Genomic DNA, 15,455 nt, shown 5'->3' on the forward strand with positions numbered 1-15,455 from the left:
TCTTCATCAATGACTTATGGAATTGGTTAGTAATTTAACTAACTGAGTTCTAAGCTAGCGCCGTAGCAGCATGCTGAGGCCTGTCAGTCTCAGCCCGTGATTCAGCTTTCTCGGACTCTCCCACTATGCACCCCATCGCCCCTCCAAGCCTCCTGGGCGCTTTCAGCCCCACCGCACCTACCCATGCACTGCCCGTCCTGCGTATGCGCGTCTCTTGCGGCTTCCCTAGCCCAGCAGAGGACTTCTTCGGGGCCGAGGACACGCTCTGCCTCAATCAGCACTGCATCAGCAATCCAGTGGCCACGTTCTTTGCCACCGCTGAGGGGGACAGCATGACCGGGCTGGGAATCGACGAAGGCGACACGTTGGTCGTTGACCGCAGCCTAGAGCCGAGGCACGGGGACATTGTCCTGGTGCTGTGGGAAGGGGGGTTCATGGTCAAGCGGCTTGCCATGAGCCGGAATCGTCTGGCGCTCCACTCGGGACACCCGGACTACCCTCCTATCCTGGTGCCCCCAGACATTGAACTGGATGTCTGGGGTGTGGTGACTTGGTCTTTTAAAAAGCAGCTGAGGCGATGATGCGCGAGCGTATTGAGCAGTGGAAGAGCATCTTCCAAACCGACGAGAACAGCATCTGCAAGCAGCTATCCGGAATGGCTTGGGACCTTGCCGTGTTCACCTGCCTAGTGGAAGCCATCGACCAAGCTCCAGATGGCCCTCAAGGCAAGCAGCTAAACGGAGTCATGGTCAGCATGCTTGCCAACGGTTTTTGGCACAGCGCGTTCTTGGGCGTCCGTAAACTGGCTGACAAACATCCCATTGGGGGTGCACGGGGCGTCTGCTCGATTGGAGGCCTCATCGCTGATGCGAAGGCGGCTCGTGAGCTCATCACTAGACGGGTTTTTGTAGAAGAGATTGCCGGCCTCAACTATGACTACGTAGCCACTCGTGCACGGTTCGAAGAGTTCGTTCGCGCTCATCCCGCTGGCACAATCGTCTCCGGCCGGAGGTTCGATGAAGAACTATCGATCCGTAGGCATCTCGAGTTCGACACGCTGAGCGGAACGACCGAGCAAAACAGAACGGCTGATGATGTGATTCGAGAAGACTTCTTTGTTGCGCTGGAACAGCGTATGGCAAGGCTTGAAGGTGTGGTTACGCACACGCACATCGACGTGGCTCATGCGGCTACGGAAGCAAGTCGGGCAGGAAGGCAGTTGGAAAGCTGGCAGCTTACGGATGCAAAAAATGCATTCAGGGACCTTGCGCAAACGGCAGAGATCCTAGGTAGCGCCCTTTGCTATGACGGCATTGGCTCGGTCCTTCCAAGGCCCCAGTTCGATCAGTTTGAGCACATCGAGCAACCACTTTTCAGCGGCGACCCCGCAGTTCTTCACGCGAAGTGGGATGAGCTGTCGGCTGAGATCACGCGATGGCACGATGTGAGCGAGATCAGGCTGTGAGCATGATCGCTCTCCAAGACGGGAACAACTTCTACTGCTCTGTTGAAGCAAGCTTCGATCCCAGGCTTCGCGGTAAGCCTGTGTGTGTGGCAAGCAGCGGGGATGGCTGTGTCATTGCCAGGGACGCATTGAGCAAAAAGCTCGGTGTGCCCATGGGTGCGCCAATTCACCAGATCCCACCAGACGTGCGCCGGCAGATCACTTTTCGCTCTGCAAATTTCGCGCTCTACGGTGACATCAGCACCAGGATTGCGTCGATCTTAAGAGCCCTCTTTCCTGCAATCGAGCAATACAGCATCGATGAAAACTTCATTGACCTGGCAGGCATCCCCTCAAAGGATCACGAGCCTCTCGCAGCCGAAGCCCGTGCTCGTATCTTGAAGTGGACCGGCATTCCCTCATGTGTAGGCATTGGACCGACGAAGACGCTGGCGAAGCTCAGCAACAAGAGGGCCAAGTCCACTGTGGAAGGTGTAGTTACGACGATGCCTGACGACCCTGCCCTGCTCACATACCCAGTTGAGGATGTTTGGGGTGTGGGAAGGAAGCTCACTGCAAGATTGGGTGCGGATGGCATCCTGACGGCTGGCGATCTCGCTGCCACTGACGTAGACACTCTGCGTTCTCGATATGGTGTTGTGCTGGCACGCACGCAGCGGGAGTTGCAGGGCATCTCGTGTGCAGAACTCGAAGAACACGAGCCACAGCGCAAGGAAATCATGGTGTCTCGGACATTCGGCAAAGACATCACGTCACAGACCGAGCTGATGCAAGCCATTGCCACTTTCGCACAGCGAGCCTGCGAAAAGCTTCGTTCAAGGCAGCTGCAAGCAGCGGGCGTATGGGTCTTCATCCAGACGAACCCTTTCAAGCAAAATTTGCCGCAATACAATCCATCAAAGTCGTTTCGATTGCTGATGCCGTCTGCTGACACCAGGGAAATTCTGATGGTTGCCCAGGGGCTGGCCAAATCCATGTTCAAACATGGCTACGGCTACAAGAAAGCAGGTGTCAGCTTGCTTGATCTGAGCCACATGGATGTCCAGCAAGGAGACCTGTTCGCCGGGGTCGATCAGCGCAGCAAGGCCATTATGGATGTCATGGACCGGACCAACCAGAAGTTCGGCCGAGGCTCTATGGGCTTTGCTTCCACGGCTTGGCGTCCAAGGGGAAAGACCCTTGAGAAGCCCGCCTGGTCAGTCAAGAGGGACATGCTCTCACCGGCTTACACCACTGATTGGAAGCAGCTCATTCGCGTGAGGTAGGATCAGCCTGAAATGGCCCGGCCGCCCCATCGATCACAACTTCCCCCATGACGGCAACGGGTCAGATAGACCCCACCCCAAAAGCATAAGGTGCTCATGATGGATGACATGGAACGCTTTCGTATTCGCAACCTGGTGCTGAATGACATTGACTCTCAGCTACATGGGGCTGACAGCTTTCAAGTTGCGAGATACAAAATGTTCTTGGCCATCAGGCATCACATTCCGCAGCTCGCGCACGCACCTTATTACCCACCCTTTGGTAGCTTTGAGAGCATCCCAGGGACAGCCATGGTGCTCGATAACGCCCTATCGAGGGCCATGAAAGAAATTGCAAACCAGATCAACAGTTTCGGGCAGATGATACGCAATCTTGAAGCATGGGATCTGGTGATAGAAGGCCTAGATTACAAGCAGATTTTTTCCCTCGCGATTGAGCACATTGAGCCGCTTGCCAATCTCGCCATTTCGGCGACACAAGCAATCCGAGGGCAAATGATCTACGCCACGGTCGAGTGTGGCGCACTGACCAATAGCATCATCGGGCAGCCGCTTCGCTGGGACGGCAGCACCCATGTGACCATGAAGGTTGCAAAGTCCGTGGCTGAGAATTGGAAAGCGTGGCCGGAATTAGCAGAGAAGCTGACCCTCCTTGAGGCCCAGGAACTCAACGAGGCAAGCGGACACTTCCGGAACAGCTTTCAGCACGGCGCGCCTCGCCAGCTCGTCATTGGGCTGACGGAGCACACTGAGTGGACCAAGCATGCTGATGGTTCCTTTTCATGGGGAATTGGGACTCAGGATCCCATCAAACTCAAGGAGATCATTCCCCACTTGAAGAAGGCTCACCACGACCTTCTCACGGCACACGAAGCGCTAGTAGAGCTTTCTAAGGAATGGGAGTCTTCTGTGATGAATCCAGTTCCATAGATGCTCCATTGATCACCGCTCGCCCGACTTAGCGGCAAGAAAATGGTCAATGATCTCGGATGCCACGATGGGAATACCGCTTGCCAGGTTGAAGTGGCGATAGCTTGAAAGCGTAGGTTCGCGAGATGAACCGTCATCAAAAGATGCGGTGACCACCTCTGTCCCAGGCCTAATGCGCTCCTCAACAAATTTCCACTGGCTCGTAAGCTTGGAAGGATCAAAATATAGAAGCACGGCCATCGATGACGGAAACAACGAAGAAATCGTGTTCTTGGATCGGAAAGCGGCCTGATTTCTAACCTTGACCAAGCGCCCGTGCCCAACCATCGTCACCTCATCAATAAATCGAGAGCATTCTCCTTCGCCGATTTCGTTGCAGATGATGTCGAGCATCCCATCTACCCACTCACGAGCACCGATGGCCTGGGGCGTGAGTTCATCCTTCAAGTAACAAGCTTCAACCAAGCGCTTCCCTGTGGGCGACAGACTGTCTTTAACCCACAGGCCCAACTGCTCGATCTGCAGCTTGTCATGCTCAACAAGTGATGCAAGGAAGTCCTTTGGCACCATCCTTCCGCTACCAGAACCCGGATGGAGATTGAAGAGCGTGGACACATGTGCGCTTCTGAGCTGCTCGACTTGGTGAAAGCTCAACTCGCGTAGGACTTTGATGAAATGCCGCCGCTCTGACAACACTATTCGCCCAAGCGCAATAGTTCGTGCAAGACGACCATAAAGAACAGATTTTTCTGCTTCCATGTCCTGTTCGAGGGATCGCATGATTGCTACCAAATCCTCAGCAGTCATGGCTTCCGCATTCTCAGGAAAAACATCCCCTACGCGTGCCGCATCGATGAACTCTTGGTATCGCTTCTCGCGTCTTTGATCCATCCATTCTGCAAGGACGCGGGGTCCTTTAACGATCAGGGCGAACGGGTCTCTCGCCGTCTCCAATGCTTCGCCAAGCCAGTCTGCCACTGCCCACCCCCACCAGTTGTAAGTTCAAAAGAACTGAAAAAACTTCCTAGAAGATTAAGGATAGCCTCTAAAGTGGACTAGGAGTGGAAGTTGATCACAGGGAGGTCTTGCAGATTCTTGATGCTCTCAACCATTTCTTCTGAAAACTGAAAGAACTTGTCAGGGTCATGGACTCGATAGCAGAGCTCAAAGAACATGCCATAAGAGATCACGTAGCAAGGGATGCTGCGCTCCACCATCAGCACATTGAGGATCTTCGCGTATTCTTCGCTCTCTCGCTCAAAGACTTCTTTGATGATCGTGATCGCAAAGAGCTGCTTCTGACTGATATCGATTGACTTCTCTTCGCCATTGAGGACGTATCGAAGCGTTCCGTTGCCTGCTTTGATGTAACTTTGTGCACCCCGAACCTGTGCCACAGCTTTCTTGAAAGCGGTCATCGCATTGGTTTGCTTCCGACTGAGCTTCTGCTTTGCGATGCGCTCAACGTTCGGACTGTCCTTAGCTTGGATGATGAGCACTCGATCATCTGTCACCACCAAGACGTCACAAATCTCTTCCTTGTCAGTTGTTCGTAGTGGTCCGTGGTAGATCTGGCTTTGGGGAAAGCACATCGCCAAGCACTTGATGATGTCTTCTTCCTGAAAGTTCCCAGGCTCCTCCCTCTCTAACGTGGAGATGCTGTATCCCTTAGCCCCATGATGTTGATGGAGCGGATACCGAGCATCCTGGATGGCAAGACTCTCTCCATAGGGCGCGTGGACAAGCCTGACTGTCAGTGCCTCTTCGTCGTCCTGGGAGGTTCGCAGGCCGAACCAGATAGCGACTCCATGCAGCATGTTCTGAGCCTCGACGAAGTCCGACCCAAGCAGCTTCAGCCCATCCAGCCGGCCCCTTGTGACTTCTGGGACAACAATCTCCGCTTCGTAGACCAAGAACTCGCGCCCATGCTCATCGAAGAAGTGGACGTTGACGGAAGGACTTTTCAGGGCCGCCAACAGCTGGCGACTCTCGACGTCATCGACCAGCGGCGTGAGGATATTCAAGGGCTCGTCTTCGTCGTCGAAGAACGCGAAGACCAATGCCAGTGTCTCTCGTCCGCCAAGGTCCGCAGGACACACATAGACCTTGATGAAGCCGCTGATCTTGGCCGCGAGAAGGAACTCTTTGTGAGCCTTGACGATGAGGAAGGGATTGCCACCATCAGGATCAGGCGCAGCCATGATGCCGATTGGGTAGCTCAAGACCTGGTGGTAAAGCTCGGGATGAAGGACGGTTAGCATCGGGCGAGCTTAGCGGTGCGGACCCAGTCCGTGAAGTGGGAACTTAGCGTTCAACCACTTCACTTCTTGACCGTTAGTCTATTCCAATCCCCTCCTCAATTTTGCTCCATTGCAAGAACTCTATGTCTGAACGCTCCCCGTAGATGCCATCCAGCGTGAACTGAACTACACCTAGCTTCGTGCCATGAACAATCAATACAACAACGTTCTTGTCTAGCAATGTTACTCGATACTCTGTTCCCAACGATAATTTTATTTGCATGTAGTGCTCCTTATATTATTGGACTACATGCTTATTTATAGCTCGTGCAACAAACTGTCGAAGCACACTTTTTAGCGACCTAATCTAAGCAAGGCAGTGTGGACCACCTTCCAGACCCGATGGCTCATTGGCATTCTTGGATCAGGCCACCGCAGGGTCTTCGCGAGCTTTAAGCTATTAGGCGTCTGCTGACGCCTGCAATCCACAACGATCCCAGGTGGCTTGCCAAAGATTTGATGCCCGTGAGAGGCTGCGACATAGCGCCAAGCTCTCTCATGATCTTCGGCTTCAAGCTGAGTGCCTTCAATCGTGGACAAATGCTGGAAGTCGAATGCACTCGGCCAGCCACCAGCAACCGACTCGTGTTCCTTTTGCCGCCGGGCCAGGTCAACGGTCTGGCCGATGTAGACGGCCCCGCTTTTAAATCTAAGAGCGTATAGATGCCGCTCTCTTGCATGGTATTTCTGATCTCGCTTATACCGCACTGGATCTCCTGATTTGCTGACTTAGAACCAGCAAAACAGAGAATCCAGAATTGGCAATAATTTAGGTATTTATAATTCCATCACACCTGCTATCCACCAGAATAACTTGGGTAGGTGCAACTACCTTCTTACCGTTGAAGCGTCAAGCTCTGCCCGATCAGCGAGCGCTTTGCTTTGCGCCTGCTCTCGATCCAGCCATAGGAGCTTCTGCCGATGCTTGGCTTCAAGATGCTTGCGGTAGGCCTCAATGTAAGCGGCCTTTTCTTCATGCACCGCCCAGGGCTTCTCAATTGCCTTTTCAGGTGTGAGTGCCACGACACGACATCCAGCCCGCAAGGTATCTGACAAGAGCTCGTCAGAGACAGAGGTGATCAGGCTATTGCAAAGAACAACCGGCCGACCCGTGATCTTGTCTTTGAAGACGATAAAGAGATTTGGGTTGGAATGAAGATCGAGACCAACGCCGCCTTCAATCTCCTCCACTAGCCCGCTCTTTTTCTTTAAGACCGTGGCCCACCATCGCAAGATTTGATCTTTGCGAGCCGCGTGGCTTTTGGACACGGAGAAAGGATCGTCATATTTCTTTCGAGCCTCCCGCAAAGCGCTGCTTGTGATGCCAAGGAAGAAAGCAGTCATGGATAGTGTGAATAGAGCATCTCCACTCATCCCATGAAGCATCTTGCGCACTGATGCATAGTCCTGTTTGGCTGTCATCTCTTCGCGCTTTTCTTCACTGGCAAAAAGTGACTCCAACGTTTTCTGGAAGCCTTCTTGCTCAGCCTGTTCGTTTGTCAGTCTTGGCATATAAAAAAGCCGACATTGCTGCCGGCTTTCCGAGGTTCAATGAGAAATCAGGCCTTGTGTGGGTATGCCGGATATTCGTGATCCGGATTCGCTTTCTTCCACTCCTGGAACGAAATCGGGGTGCGGCCACGACCGCTCCACTTCTCGCCAGTCGGCAGCTCATACTTCGGCTGCACACTGCCCTTTTCCTGAGACTGCTTACCGCCCTTCTTCGCTCCGCGAACCTTGTCAGACGGGAAGAACGACTTCAATTCAGCCTTTTGTTCGGCAGTGAAGTGCTGGAAGAACTCAGACATCTTGCCGTGGATGTCCTCAAAGTGCTTCGTTGCCTCGGCAGCAAGCAACTTCTCCTTGTCCTGCTCAAGCTTTTGCAGAGCATCACGAAGTTCTTTCTCTTTCTTCTGAATTTCTGCGTAAGTCATTGCCATTCGATTGCACTCTTTGGTTGATCAAAGGAATTCGGGATGCATCCTGATCATATCGAACTGGCATAAAACTGGCAACGTTCTGAACTGATCTTTTAGCTCAATTCATTGAGTCCGGACCAAGTCTCAACTTGTAATTTAGCGCCGCAAGGCCGGGCGAGTGCTTGCCCATACCATTGAGCTTTTCTGCGGCAGTGAAGTCCCTGCTGTATGTCGCATGGTGCTCGTCATCGAGCTCGTGACCCACAATTTGAGCGCGAAGTTCAGAAGACACACCAAGTCCTTGCAACTCCTGGATGAAGGTTTTTCTCAACGAATGGAAGCCACGTTTAGCCTTCGGCCATTCTTTGCCAATCACAGACAAGTGGCGGCTAAATGCCTTGGTGATCCAATTTCCTTGCCCGTTGAGAGCAGTGCCTTTGGCTTGGGGGAACAGGCGCTTATGCCCTGCCGCTCTTCGGCTCTCAACCCAAACAAGAAGGCCTAGTTCAATCAAAGCTGGATGCAGAGGCACGGTGCGAAGACTGACCTCGGTCTTCACCTTCTGATTTTCACCCTCATCCGAAATTCGGATACAAGCCAATTTCCCTTCATTGAAGACGTCTGTCACCAGCAACTGGCCCACCTCAGAAGCACGAGCACCAGTGTAGAGCCCGATCAGCGAGGCCCATTTGGCGTTTTGGGAGAGCTTTTCGAAGTTGCTGGGTGAGAAGATCGTCTGGATCTGCTCATCGTCATATGCTTTAAAACCAAGCTTCCTGCGCGCACGCTTCTCGCGGAGCGAATAGCTCACATGTCCGGTGGCCGGGTTATCGCCCTTCGGGTAAAAGCCTGACGCAATTGACCAATCGAAGAAGCCGCCCTTTCCGCCTACATAGCTTTGTTTATTCGTGAGCGTTGGCGTGGATGCACCGTTGTCGCGAAGGTGCTGATACCAGCGCGCCAGGTCAGGTCGGGACACAGTGTGGAGCTTGGATTTCGGCCCGAGGAATGAAACCAACGATTCCACCGCTGCAAGCTTGATCGTGTAGGTCTTGGGTAGCGTGCGCGGTTTGATGCTTGCAAGCCACGCATCGCGAGCCTTCTCGAGGCTAATGGTTTCGGTGACTTGGGGTCGAGAAGCGTGTGTACGCCGAACGGGAGTGGGATCAAGGACGCCGATTGCTGCGACTTCCGCAGCATTCGCTTGGGCTTGCGCTTGACGGAAGAGCTTTACGTCTTCCTCGCTATCCATCTGCCACCGCTCTGTGATCGTGCCATCGGCGGCTTGAGTCCGATGCAAAGTGAGATCATTTCGACCTGCACCTTTGCTCAGCCGCTCAACAAGATCTTCCAGATCCTTTTTACCGAACTTCTCCACACTTCTTTCTCGCAGCAAGTCATAGGCCTGAGCATAGCTTGACGCGAGAACGGTTGCGCGCATACGAGCGCAGCTAGTGTCGGCAGTATTTAGAGCGCGTTTGATGAGCCTGAGACCCACAACTGCGTGTAGATCACCAGGAACACGCTGGCGGAAAGAGAAGTTGCCGGAAGCAGCTCGAACGAGATTGTGAGGGATGCGCATGCGGGAGATGTGTCCCGACTTGTGTCCCATTTAACAATCAATCAAATCATGCAAATAAACATATAAATCAATTACTTGCGATGATATGGCGGAGAGAGTGGGATTCGAACCCACGGAAGGTTTGACCCTTCGCCGGTTTTCAAGACCGGTGCCTTAAACCGCTCGGCCATCTCTCCAATCGGGTCCCAGTTACCCGGGCAGCGGCGTATTCTCGCACGTGAAGGGCATTTGCCCAAGACCACCCTTGCCCCCCGCCCTTCGCATCCGGCACGGTGGGGCCTTCACTGCAATCGGAGCCCCCATGGCCCACCTCGACCTGGCCAACCTGCGCACTACCCTGCTGGACGACACCCAGCTGGCCGCAGTGGCCCTGCATCGCACTTTCGCTGGGCACCTGCCGGTCAGTAGTGGGCATCTGGTGGTCTGCGATCCACTGGTCCAGGCCGAGGCGCCTGCGCTGGCCGACTACACCGCCCCGTTGGGTCGGCATCCGGTGGAAATCATCGTGCACAGCGGCCGCCCAGCCCTGGCCGTGGTCTGGTTCAAGCCGCGTCAGGCACTCACCGCGTCTGCGCTGCACTGGCAGATGGCGCGCTGGACCACGCAGGACCTGACCGGACTGGATGAGGACAGCTTCATCGGCTACCCGGTCGACGCCGGCATCGGCTGCTTCATGGATACCGACACCCAGCAGGCACTGCTGGCCCTGATCGAACGGGCCGATGGCGACGAAGGCGGCGAGTGGTCGGATGCGCTGATCGACCATGATGGCCTGGACGAAGGCACCGAATACCGCCCCTGGGGCGAGGACTCACCGCATGGCCTGGTCGTATTCACCAGCGGCTGGGGCGACGGCGTTTACCCAAGCTACTGGGCGCTGGATACGTCCGGCATTCCGGTCGCTCTGGTCACCGATTTCCTGTGCATCCAGGGCGGAGACGGGCGCGACGAGCGCGAGATCGCCGACCAGGCCTATCGCGACAACCTTCCACGTGAAGAAGCGGAAGCGCTGGCGCGGCTGGTGGCGGCCGTGGAGCGGGACGACGCGGATGCGCTGCGCGACCTGTTGAAGGATGCGCCGCAGCGCGCCAATCAGATCGAACCGGACTGCGGCGGCACCGCGGTGTTCGAGGCGATCCGGCTGGACCGTCCGCAGGCATTGCGGGTACTGCTGCAGGGCGGCGCATTGCCGGCGATGCCGGAGCGCCTGCACATGAGCAAGGTGACCAGCTACCTGGACTACGCGCGCTTCCTGAAGAAGCCACGCAGCGCGGAGCTGATAGCGGTGCTGGAGGCACCGGTCATTGCAGCCCAGCCAGCACCGCAGGCAGCCCCGCGACGCAGCTTCTGGGACCGATTGTTCGGGCGGAAGTGATCGACGCCCGGAAACAGCAACGCCGGGCATGGCCCGGCGCTACCGTTGATGTCCCTCAGCCGGCATCCACCGCCAGCGCACCCAGTGCACTGGCCTTGATCCGCTCCTTGGCCTTCTCGCAGGCACCATCGCAATGCAGGCGCGAGGCCTCCAGCTGCGGCGGCAGATGTTCGGCCAGGAAGTCGATGAACACGCGCACCGCCGGCAGCAGGCCACGGCGCGAGGCGAACACGGCATGGCACACGCCCTGCGGCAGCGACCAGTCCGGCAGCACCACTTCCAGCTCGCCATTGCGCACGGCATCGGCGCACACGGTTTCCGGCAGCATGGTGATGCCGAAGCCGTCCTTCACCATGCTCTGCAGCAGCGGGAAATCGAAGCCGGCTACGCGCGGCTGCAGGTCGACCCGGCGCACTTCGCCTTCCGGACCATGCAGTTCCCAGCGCTGGCGTGCTTCGTCTTCGCTGATGCTGAGGGTAACGTGCTGGGTCAGCTCTTCCGGGTCCTTCGGCCGGCCAGCGCGGTCCAGGTACTTCGGGCTGGCCACCAGCAGTTCCTGCACCTGGCCGAAGCTGCGCATCACCAGGCTGCCGTCGTCGTCCAGGCGCGAACGCACGCGCAGGGCCACGTCATAGCCTTCGTTGATGATGTCCACGCGGCGGTTGCTGATGTTCAGCTGCAGGCGCACCTTCGGGTACTGCTCAAGGAACTTGGGCAGCAGCTTGGGCAGCTGCATCTGCGCCAGCGACACCGGCACGCTGGCGCGCACCACGCCGCGCGGTTCCGCACTGAGGCGGTCGACCACTTCGCGGGCGGCCTGCGCCTCGGCCAGCATCGTCTGCGCGTGGCGGTGCACGCTGGTGCCGACGTCGGTGACCGCGAAACGGCGCGTGGAGCGCTGCAGCAGGCGCACGCCCAGGTCGGTCTCCAGCTGGCTGATGCGGCGGCTCAGGCGCGACTTGGGGATGCCCAGCGCACGCTCGGCGGCGGCAAATCCGCCGTGGTCGACCACCATCGCGAAGTAGTACAGATCATTCAGGTCATGCATGCCCGAGTTCCATATCTAGAACAATACGTGGCATTCAACCACCTTTATCCCGCCTTTGCAACAACCTATCGTTCTCTCCGTCGGCGGGGCCACCCCGCCCCCTCCCTCCCAGAACATAGGTGACTGCCATGAAGCTTCTGCATCTCGACGCCAGCGTGCTTGGCGAGAACTCCGTCTCCCGCCACCTGACCGCCGCCGTGGTGGCCCGCTTCAAGCAGCAGATCGAAGGCCTGCAGATCGATTATCGCGATCTTGACGCCAATCCGGTACCGCATCTTCGCAGCAGCTCGCTGGCCAAGGCGGACGCGGCCGAAGCCGCCGATGCTGAACAGGTGCTCGAGCAGTTCCTTGCCGCGGACATCGTGGTGATCGGCGCGCCGATGTACAACTTCAGCATCCCGTCCACGCTGAAGGCCTGGATCGACCGCGTGGCCGTGGCCGGGCGCACCTTCAAGTACACCGAGAACGGCCCGATCGGCCTGGCCGGCGGCAAGCGCGTGATCGTGGTCAGCAGCCGCGGCGGCATCTACACCGATTCGCCGGCCGACTTCCAGGAACCGTTCCTGCGCCAGACGTTCGCCTTCTGGGGCATCAACGACATCGAGTTCGTACGTGCCGAAGGCATCGCCTACTCGCCGCAGCACCGTGAAGACGCCATCGCTGGCGCGTTGGCGGCCCTGCCGTCGCACGAAGCGGCTGAAGCCGCCGCTGCATAAGCGTTCCAGCGTTCGGTGCCCCTCTCTCCTCGTCTGGGCGCTGAACGCGGGCCGGGATCCCCTCCCCCATCCCGGCCCACCCTGGCGGCCCCGCTTTGCGGGGCCGCTTTTCTGTGTCTGGCCCGAGGGCTCGCCATCCACGCACGGTGTGGATCTACTGCACGTGTGCGTGGATTCGGTGCCATGCGCGGCGCTCACCAGAACGTTAGGCTGGGGCCATGAACTACATCGTGACCACTGCACACCGCAGCGAATTTCCGCACCCGATCACCCTGCGCCGTGGCCAGGCGCTGGTGGTGGGCGAACGCTATGAAGGCCCGGAGGGCTGGGACGACTGGTTCCTGTGCGAGGCCGAAGGGCAGCAGCCCGGTTTCGTGCCGGCGCCCGTGATCGGTCGCACTGCGCAGGGTGACGCGTTTGCCACCGAGGATTACTGCGCACGGGAGCTGGATGTGGATCCCGGGCAGGTGCTGCGTGGGCAGCGCACGCTCAATGGTTGGGCGTGGTGCGTGCCGGAGACCGGCGAACCGGGATGGGTGCCGCTGGAGAAGCTGCGGGCCATGCGGTAATCGCGGGGTTCATCCACGCATGGCGTGGATCTACTGAGGCATCGGTGAATTCATGCCGGGCGCGTGCAACATCCTCCAGTAGATCCACGCCATGCGTGGATTCGGTGCCGTGCAAGCATGGCACCCACCAGAGCCACAGCGGTGCCATGCATGCATGGCACCCACCCGATCAGAGAATCAGGCGATGGTTTCCAGCCCACCCATGTACGGGCGCAGCGCTTCCGGCACGGTGATGCTGCCGTCGGCGTTCTGGTAGTTCTCCATCACTGCGATCATCGCGCGGCCAACCGCCACGCCCGAGCCGTTCAGCGTGTGCGCCAGTTCCGGCTTGCCGGTGGCCGGGTTGCGCCAGCGCGCCTGCATGCGGCGGGCCTGGAAGTCACCACAGTTCGAGCACGAGGAGATCTCGCGATAGGTTTCCTGCGACGGCAGCCAGACTTCCAGGTCGTAGGTCTTGATGGCCGAGAAGCCCATGTCACCGGTGCACAGCAGCACCTTGCGGTAAGGCAGGCCCAGCTTCTCCAGCACCACTTCGGCGCAGCGGGTCATGCGCTGGTGTTCGGCGTCGCTGTCTTCCGGGCGGCTGATCGAGACCAGCTCGACCTTCTCGAACTGGTGCTGGCGGATCATGCCACGCACGTCGCGGCCGCCGCTGCCGGCCTCGGCACGGAAGCACATCGAGTGGGCGGTCATACGCAGCGGCAGGCGCTCGGCCTCGACGATCTCGTCGCGCACGATGTTGGTCAGCGGCACTTCCGAGGTCGGGATCAGGTACCGCGTGGAGTCGCCCACGGCGGTCTTGAACAGGTCGTCCTCGAACTTCGGCAGCTGGCTGGTGCCACGCAGCGAATCGGCGTTGACCAGTAGCGGCACGTTGGTTTCCTCATAGCCGTGCTCACCGGTGTGCAGGTCGACCATGAACTGGGCCAGCGCACGGTGCAGGCGCGCGATCGGGCCGCGCAGTACGGTGAAGCGCGAGCCGGACAGCTTGGCCGCGGTCTCGCCGTCCAGCCAGCCGTTGCGGGCGCCCAGCTCGACGTGGTCGAGCACCTTGAAATCGAACTGGCGCGGGGTACCCCAACGTGCCTGCTCGACGTTGTCGTTCTCGTCGGCACCGGCCGGCACGTCATCGGCCGGCAGGTTCGGAATGCCCATCGAGATCGCTTCGATCTTCTCACGCAGCTCGTCCAACGCCACTTCCGAGGCCTTCAGCTCGTCGGCGAAGGCGGCAACCTCGGCCATGATGGCCGAAACGTCCTCGCCCTTGGCCTTGGCCTGGCCGATGGCCTTGGAACGGCTGTTGCGCAGGCTCTGCAGCTCCTGGGTCCGCACCTGGATGCGCTTGCGATCGGCCTCCAGGGACTCCAGGGCAGACACGTCGAGCTCGAAGCCGCGGCTGGTGCGCAGGCGTTCGGCGAGGTCGGCGGGCTGGTGGCGGAGCAGGGCTGGATCAAGCATGGCAGGTGTCGTGGTGGGTATCAGGGATGGGATTATCGCTTGTTATACGGATTTCTGCCGCCCGGTTCATTCCCGCCGTGGCAGAATCGGGCTATTCCGTACTGGTCCGGTCCATGTCTGCACCCCGCTCGTCGTCCGCCAAGTCGTTTACTGTGCATATCCCGCGCAACGCCCTGAAGATCGCCGGCATCGCCTTCGGCGTGGGCGTGCTGCTGTTCGTGCTGGTCTGGCTGACCGGCCGTGACAAGGAGTTCTTCCGCGCCGACCCGGCCGCGCAGACCCCGCAGGAAACCGCCCAGGTCGAGCCCCTGCCGGAACCGTTGGCCGCTGCGGCCGGCTCCAGCGACATGCCCGATGCCAAGCCGGCCCCGGTCGAGGAAGAAGCGCCGAAGCTGGTCGAAACCGCCCCGCCACCGCCCGCCCCGATCGCCGAGCCGGCCCCGGCCACCCCGGGCGCTGCCCCGGCCACGACCGGCAACAGCCAACCGATGCCGATTGCCGGTCAGTCGCCGCCGCCGTCGTACCCCGCCGCCGCCCTGCGCGCCGGCGAAACCGGTACCGTGGTGGTACGCGTGGATGTAGACGCCACCGGCTATCCGAACAACGCCACGGTGATCCAGCGCAGTGGTTCACGCGACCTCGACCGTGCCGCCACCGACGCCGTACGCCGTTGGCGTTTCACCCCCGCGCAGAGCAACGGCCAGCCCGTCCCCGGGAGCATTGAAGTGCCGTTCGACTTCAAGACCCAGTAACTGAACACTTCCCGGCAGGCAAACTGAACCCTGCCGGTGGCGTTGACGCAACGCTGACACTTCTCGTCCGTGGCTC

At 58.5% G+C, this 15,455-nt stretch carries 15 protein-coding genes and 1 tRNA gene; 8 read left to right on the forward strand and 8 right to left on the reverse strand.

All coding sequences use genetic code 11. The features are described 5' to 3' along the window. Positions 1–125 precede the first annotated feature (125 nt). From AC5P6E_RS12390 to AC5P6E_RS12405, 4 genes are all read left to right on the forward strand, one after another. Complete coding sequence (locus AC5P6E_RS12390) at positions 126–581, forward strand: LexA family protein (protein ID WP_495231035.1); 456 nt, start codon at positions 126–128, stop codon at positions 579–581. Beyond that, entirely contained in the window at positions 581–1,465 is an 885-nt protein-coding gene (locus AC5P6E_RS12395) for a hypothetical protein (protein ID WP_261996935.1), read from the forward strand. The genes AC5P6E_RS12390 and AC5P6E_RS12395 overlap by 1 nt, the downstream gene beginning before the upstream one ends. Positions 1,466–1,467: 2 nt before the next feature. Beyond that, positions 1,468–2,730 carry a Y-family DNA polymerase gene (locus tag AC5P6E_RS12400; protein WP_495231036.1) on the forward strand — a complete coding sequence of 421 codons (1,263 nt, stop codon included), beginning with the start codon at positions 1,468–1,470 and terminating at the stop codon, positions 2,728–2,730. 99 nt (positions 2,731–2,829) lie between these two features. Further along, positions 2,830–3,660, forward strand: a complete 831-nt coding sequence (locus AC5P6E_RS12405) for a hypothetical protein (protein WP_495231037.1) — start codon at positions 2,830–2,832, stop codon at positions 3,658–3,660. 12 nt (positions 3,661–3,672) lie between these two features. On the opposite strand, the gene AC5P6E_RS12410 is transcribed toward AC5P6E_RS12405, so the two are convergent. The 6 genes from AC5P6E_RS12410 to AC5P6E_RS12435 form a co-directional block, all read right to left on the reverse strand. Then, positions 3,673–4,638, reverse strand: coding sequence for a hypothetical protein (locus tag AC5P6E_RS12410; protein WP_495231038.1), 966 nt, complete (start codon positions 4,636–4,638; stop codon positions 3,673–3,675). A gap of 77 nt (positions 4,639–4,715) precedes the next feature. Continuing rightward, positions 4,716–5,921: a hypothetical protein gene (locus AC5P6E_RS12415; protein WP_495231039.1), complete on the reverse strand. Its 1,206-nt coding sequence runs from the start codon at positions 5,919–5,921 to the stop codon at positions 4,716–4,718. Between the two features lie 867 nt (positions 5,922–6,788). Continuing rightward, positions 6,789–7,472 carry a hypothetical protein gene (locus AC5P6E_RS12420; RefSeq protein WP_495231040.1) on the reverse strand — a complete coding sequence of 228 codons (684 nt, stop codon included), beginning with the start codon at positions 7,470–7,472 and terminating at the stop codon, positions 6,789–6,791. Positions 7,473–7,519: 47 nt separating this feature from the next. Then, positions 7,520–7,900, reverse strand: a complete 381-nt coding sequence (locus AC5P6E_RS12425; RefSeq protein WP_495231041.1) for an H-NS family nucleoid-associated regulatory protein — start codon at positions 7,898–7,900, stop codon at positions 7,520–7,522. Positions 7,901–7,997: 97 nt separating this feature from the next. Beyond that, positions 7,998–9,461 (reverse strand): DUF6538 domain-containing protein, encoded by a 1,464-nt coding sequence (locus AC5P6E_RS12430; RefSeq protein WP_495231042.1) that lies wholly within the window; start codon positions 9,459–9,461, stop codon positions 7,998–8,000. Positions 9,462–9,547: 86 nt separating this feature from the next. Continuing rightward, positions 9,548–9,637, reverse strand: a tRNA-Ser gene (locus AC5P6E_RS12435). Between the two features lie 125 nt (positions 9,638–9,762). Between AC5P6E_RS12435 and AC5P6E_RS12440 the strand changes: the two genes are divergently transcribed. Continuing rightward, a complete protein-coding gene (locus tag AC5P6E_RS12440; protein ID WP_483697780.1) occupies positions 9,763–10,836 on the forward strand; it encodes a DUF4241 domain-containing protein in 1,074 nt (357 codons plus the stop codon). A 55-nt stretch (positions 10,837–10,891) separates the two neighbouring features. On the opposite strand, the gene AC5P6E_RS12445 is transcribed toward AC5P6E_RS12440, so the two are convergent. Beyond that, complete coding sequence (locus AC5P6E_RS12445) at positions 10,892–11,884, reverse strand: LysR family transcriptional regulator (RefSeq protein ID WP_049429058.1); 993 nt, start codon at positions 11,882–11,884, stop codon at positions 10,892–10,894. A 128-nt stretch (positions 11,885–12,012) separates the two neighbouring features. On the opposite strand from AC5P6E_RS12445, the gene AC5P6E_RS12450 reads away from it, so the two are divergent. Beyond that, entirely contained in the window at positions 12,013–12,600 is a 588-nt protein-coding gene (locus AC5P6E_RS12450) for an FMN-dependent NADH-azoreductase (RefSeq protein WP_010480565.1), read from the forward strand. A gap of 218 nt (positions 12,601–12,818) precedes the next feature. Next, on the forward strand, positions 12,819–13,169 hold the full coding sequence (locus AC5P6E_RS12455) for an SH3 domain-containing protein (protein ID WP_019337278.1): 351 nt from the start codon (positions 12,819–12,821) through the stop codon (positions 13,167–13,169). Between the two features lie 177 nt (positions 13,170–13,346). Here AC5P6E_RS12455 and serS read toward each other — a convergent pair whose 3' ends face one another. After that, positions 13,347–14,627 (reverse strand): serine--tRNA ligase, encoded by a 1,281-nt coding sequence (gene serS, locus AC5P6E_RS12460; RefSeq protein ID WP_049436699.1) that lies wholly within the window; start codon positions 14,625–14,627, stop codon positions 13,347–13,349. 113 nt (positions 14,628–14,740) lie between these two features. Here serS and AC5P6E_RS12465 point away from each other — a divergent pair, with 113 nt between their 5' ends. Further along, positions 14,741–15,379 carry an energy transducer TonB gene (locus AC5P6E_RS12465; RefSeq protein WP_100446140.1) on the forward strand — a complete coding sequence of 213 codons (639 nt, stop codon included), beginning with the start codon at positions 14,741–14,743 and terminating at the stop codon, positions 15,377–15,379. The last annotated feature ends 76 nt before the right edge of the window (positions 15,380–15,455 follow it).

Source organism: Stenotrophomonas sp. YJH_SMC_16 (assembly GCF_059367875.1).

Bases quoted from the DNA above. Each gene is read 5' to 3' on its own strand.
- AC5P6E_RS12390 (WP_495231035.1), top strand. From the start codon at position 126: ATGCACCCCATCGCCCCTCCAAGCCTCCTGGGCGCTTTCAGCCCCACC.
- AC5P6E_RS12395 (WP_261996935.1), top strand. From the start codon at position 581: ATGCGCGAGCGTATTGAGCAGTGGAAGAGCATCTTCCAAACCGACGAG.
- AC5P6E_RS12400 (WP_495231036.1), top strand. From the start codon at position 1,468: ATGATCGCTCTCCAAGACGGGAACAACTTCTACTGCTCTGTTGAAGCA.
- AC5P6E_RS12405 (WP_495231037.1), top strand. From the start codon at position 2,830: ATGGATGACATGGAACGCTTTCGTATTCGCAACCTGGTGCTGAATGAC.
- AC5P6E_RS12415 (WP_495231039.1), bottom strand. From the start codon at position 5,921: ATGCTAACCGTCCTTCATCCCGAGCTTTACCACCAGGTCTTGAGCTAC.
- AC5P6E_RS12420 (WP_495231040.1), bottom strand. From the start codon at position 7,472: ATGCCAAGACTGACAAACGAACAGGCTGAGCAAGAAGGCTTCCAGAAA.
- AC5P6E_RS12425 (WP_495231041.1), bottom strand. From the start codon at position 7,900: ATGGCAATGACTTACGCAGAAATTCAGAAGAAAGAGAAAGAACTTCGT.
- AC5P6E_RS12430 (WP_495231042.1), bottom strand. From the start codon at position 9,461: ATGCGCATCCCTCACAATCTCGTTCGAGCTGCTTCCGGCAACTTCTCT.
- AC5P6E_RS12440 (WP_483697780.1), top strand. From the start codon at position 9,763: ATGGCCCACCTCGACCTGGCCAACCTGCGCACTACCCTGCTGGACGAC.
- AC5P6E_RS12445 (WP_049429058.1), bottom strand. From the start codon at position 11,884: ATGCATGACCTGAATGATCTGTACTACTTCGCGATGGTGGTCGACCAC.
- AC5P6E_RS12450 (WP_010480565.1), top strand. From the start codon at position 12,013: ATGAAGCTTCTGCATCTCGACGCCAGCGTGCTTGGCGAGAACTCCGTC.
- AC5P6E_RS12455 (WP_019337278.1), top strand. From the start codon at position 12,819: ATGAACTACATCGTGACCACTGCACACCGCAGCGAATTTCCGCACCCG.
- serS (WP_049436699.1), bottom strand. From the start codon at position 14,627: ATGCTTGATCCAGCCCTGCTCCGCCACCAGCCCGCCGACCTCGCCGAA.
- AC5P6E_RS12465 (WP_100446140.1), top strand. From the start codon at position 14,741: ATGTCTGCACCCCGCTCGTCGTCCGCCAAGTCGTTTACTGTGCATATC.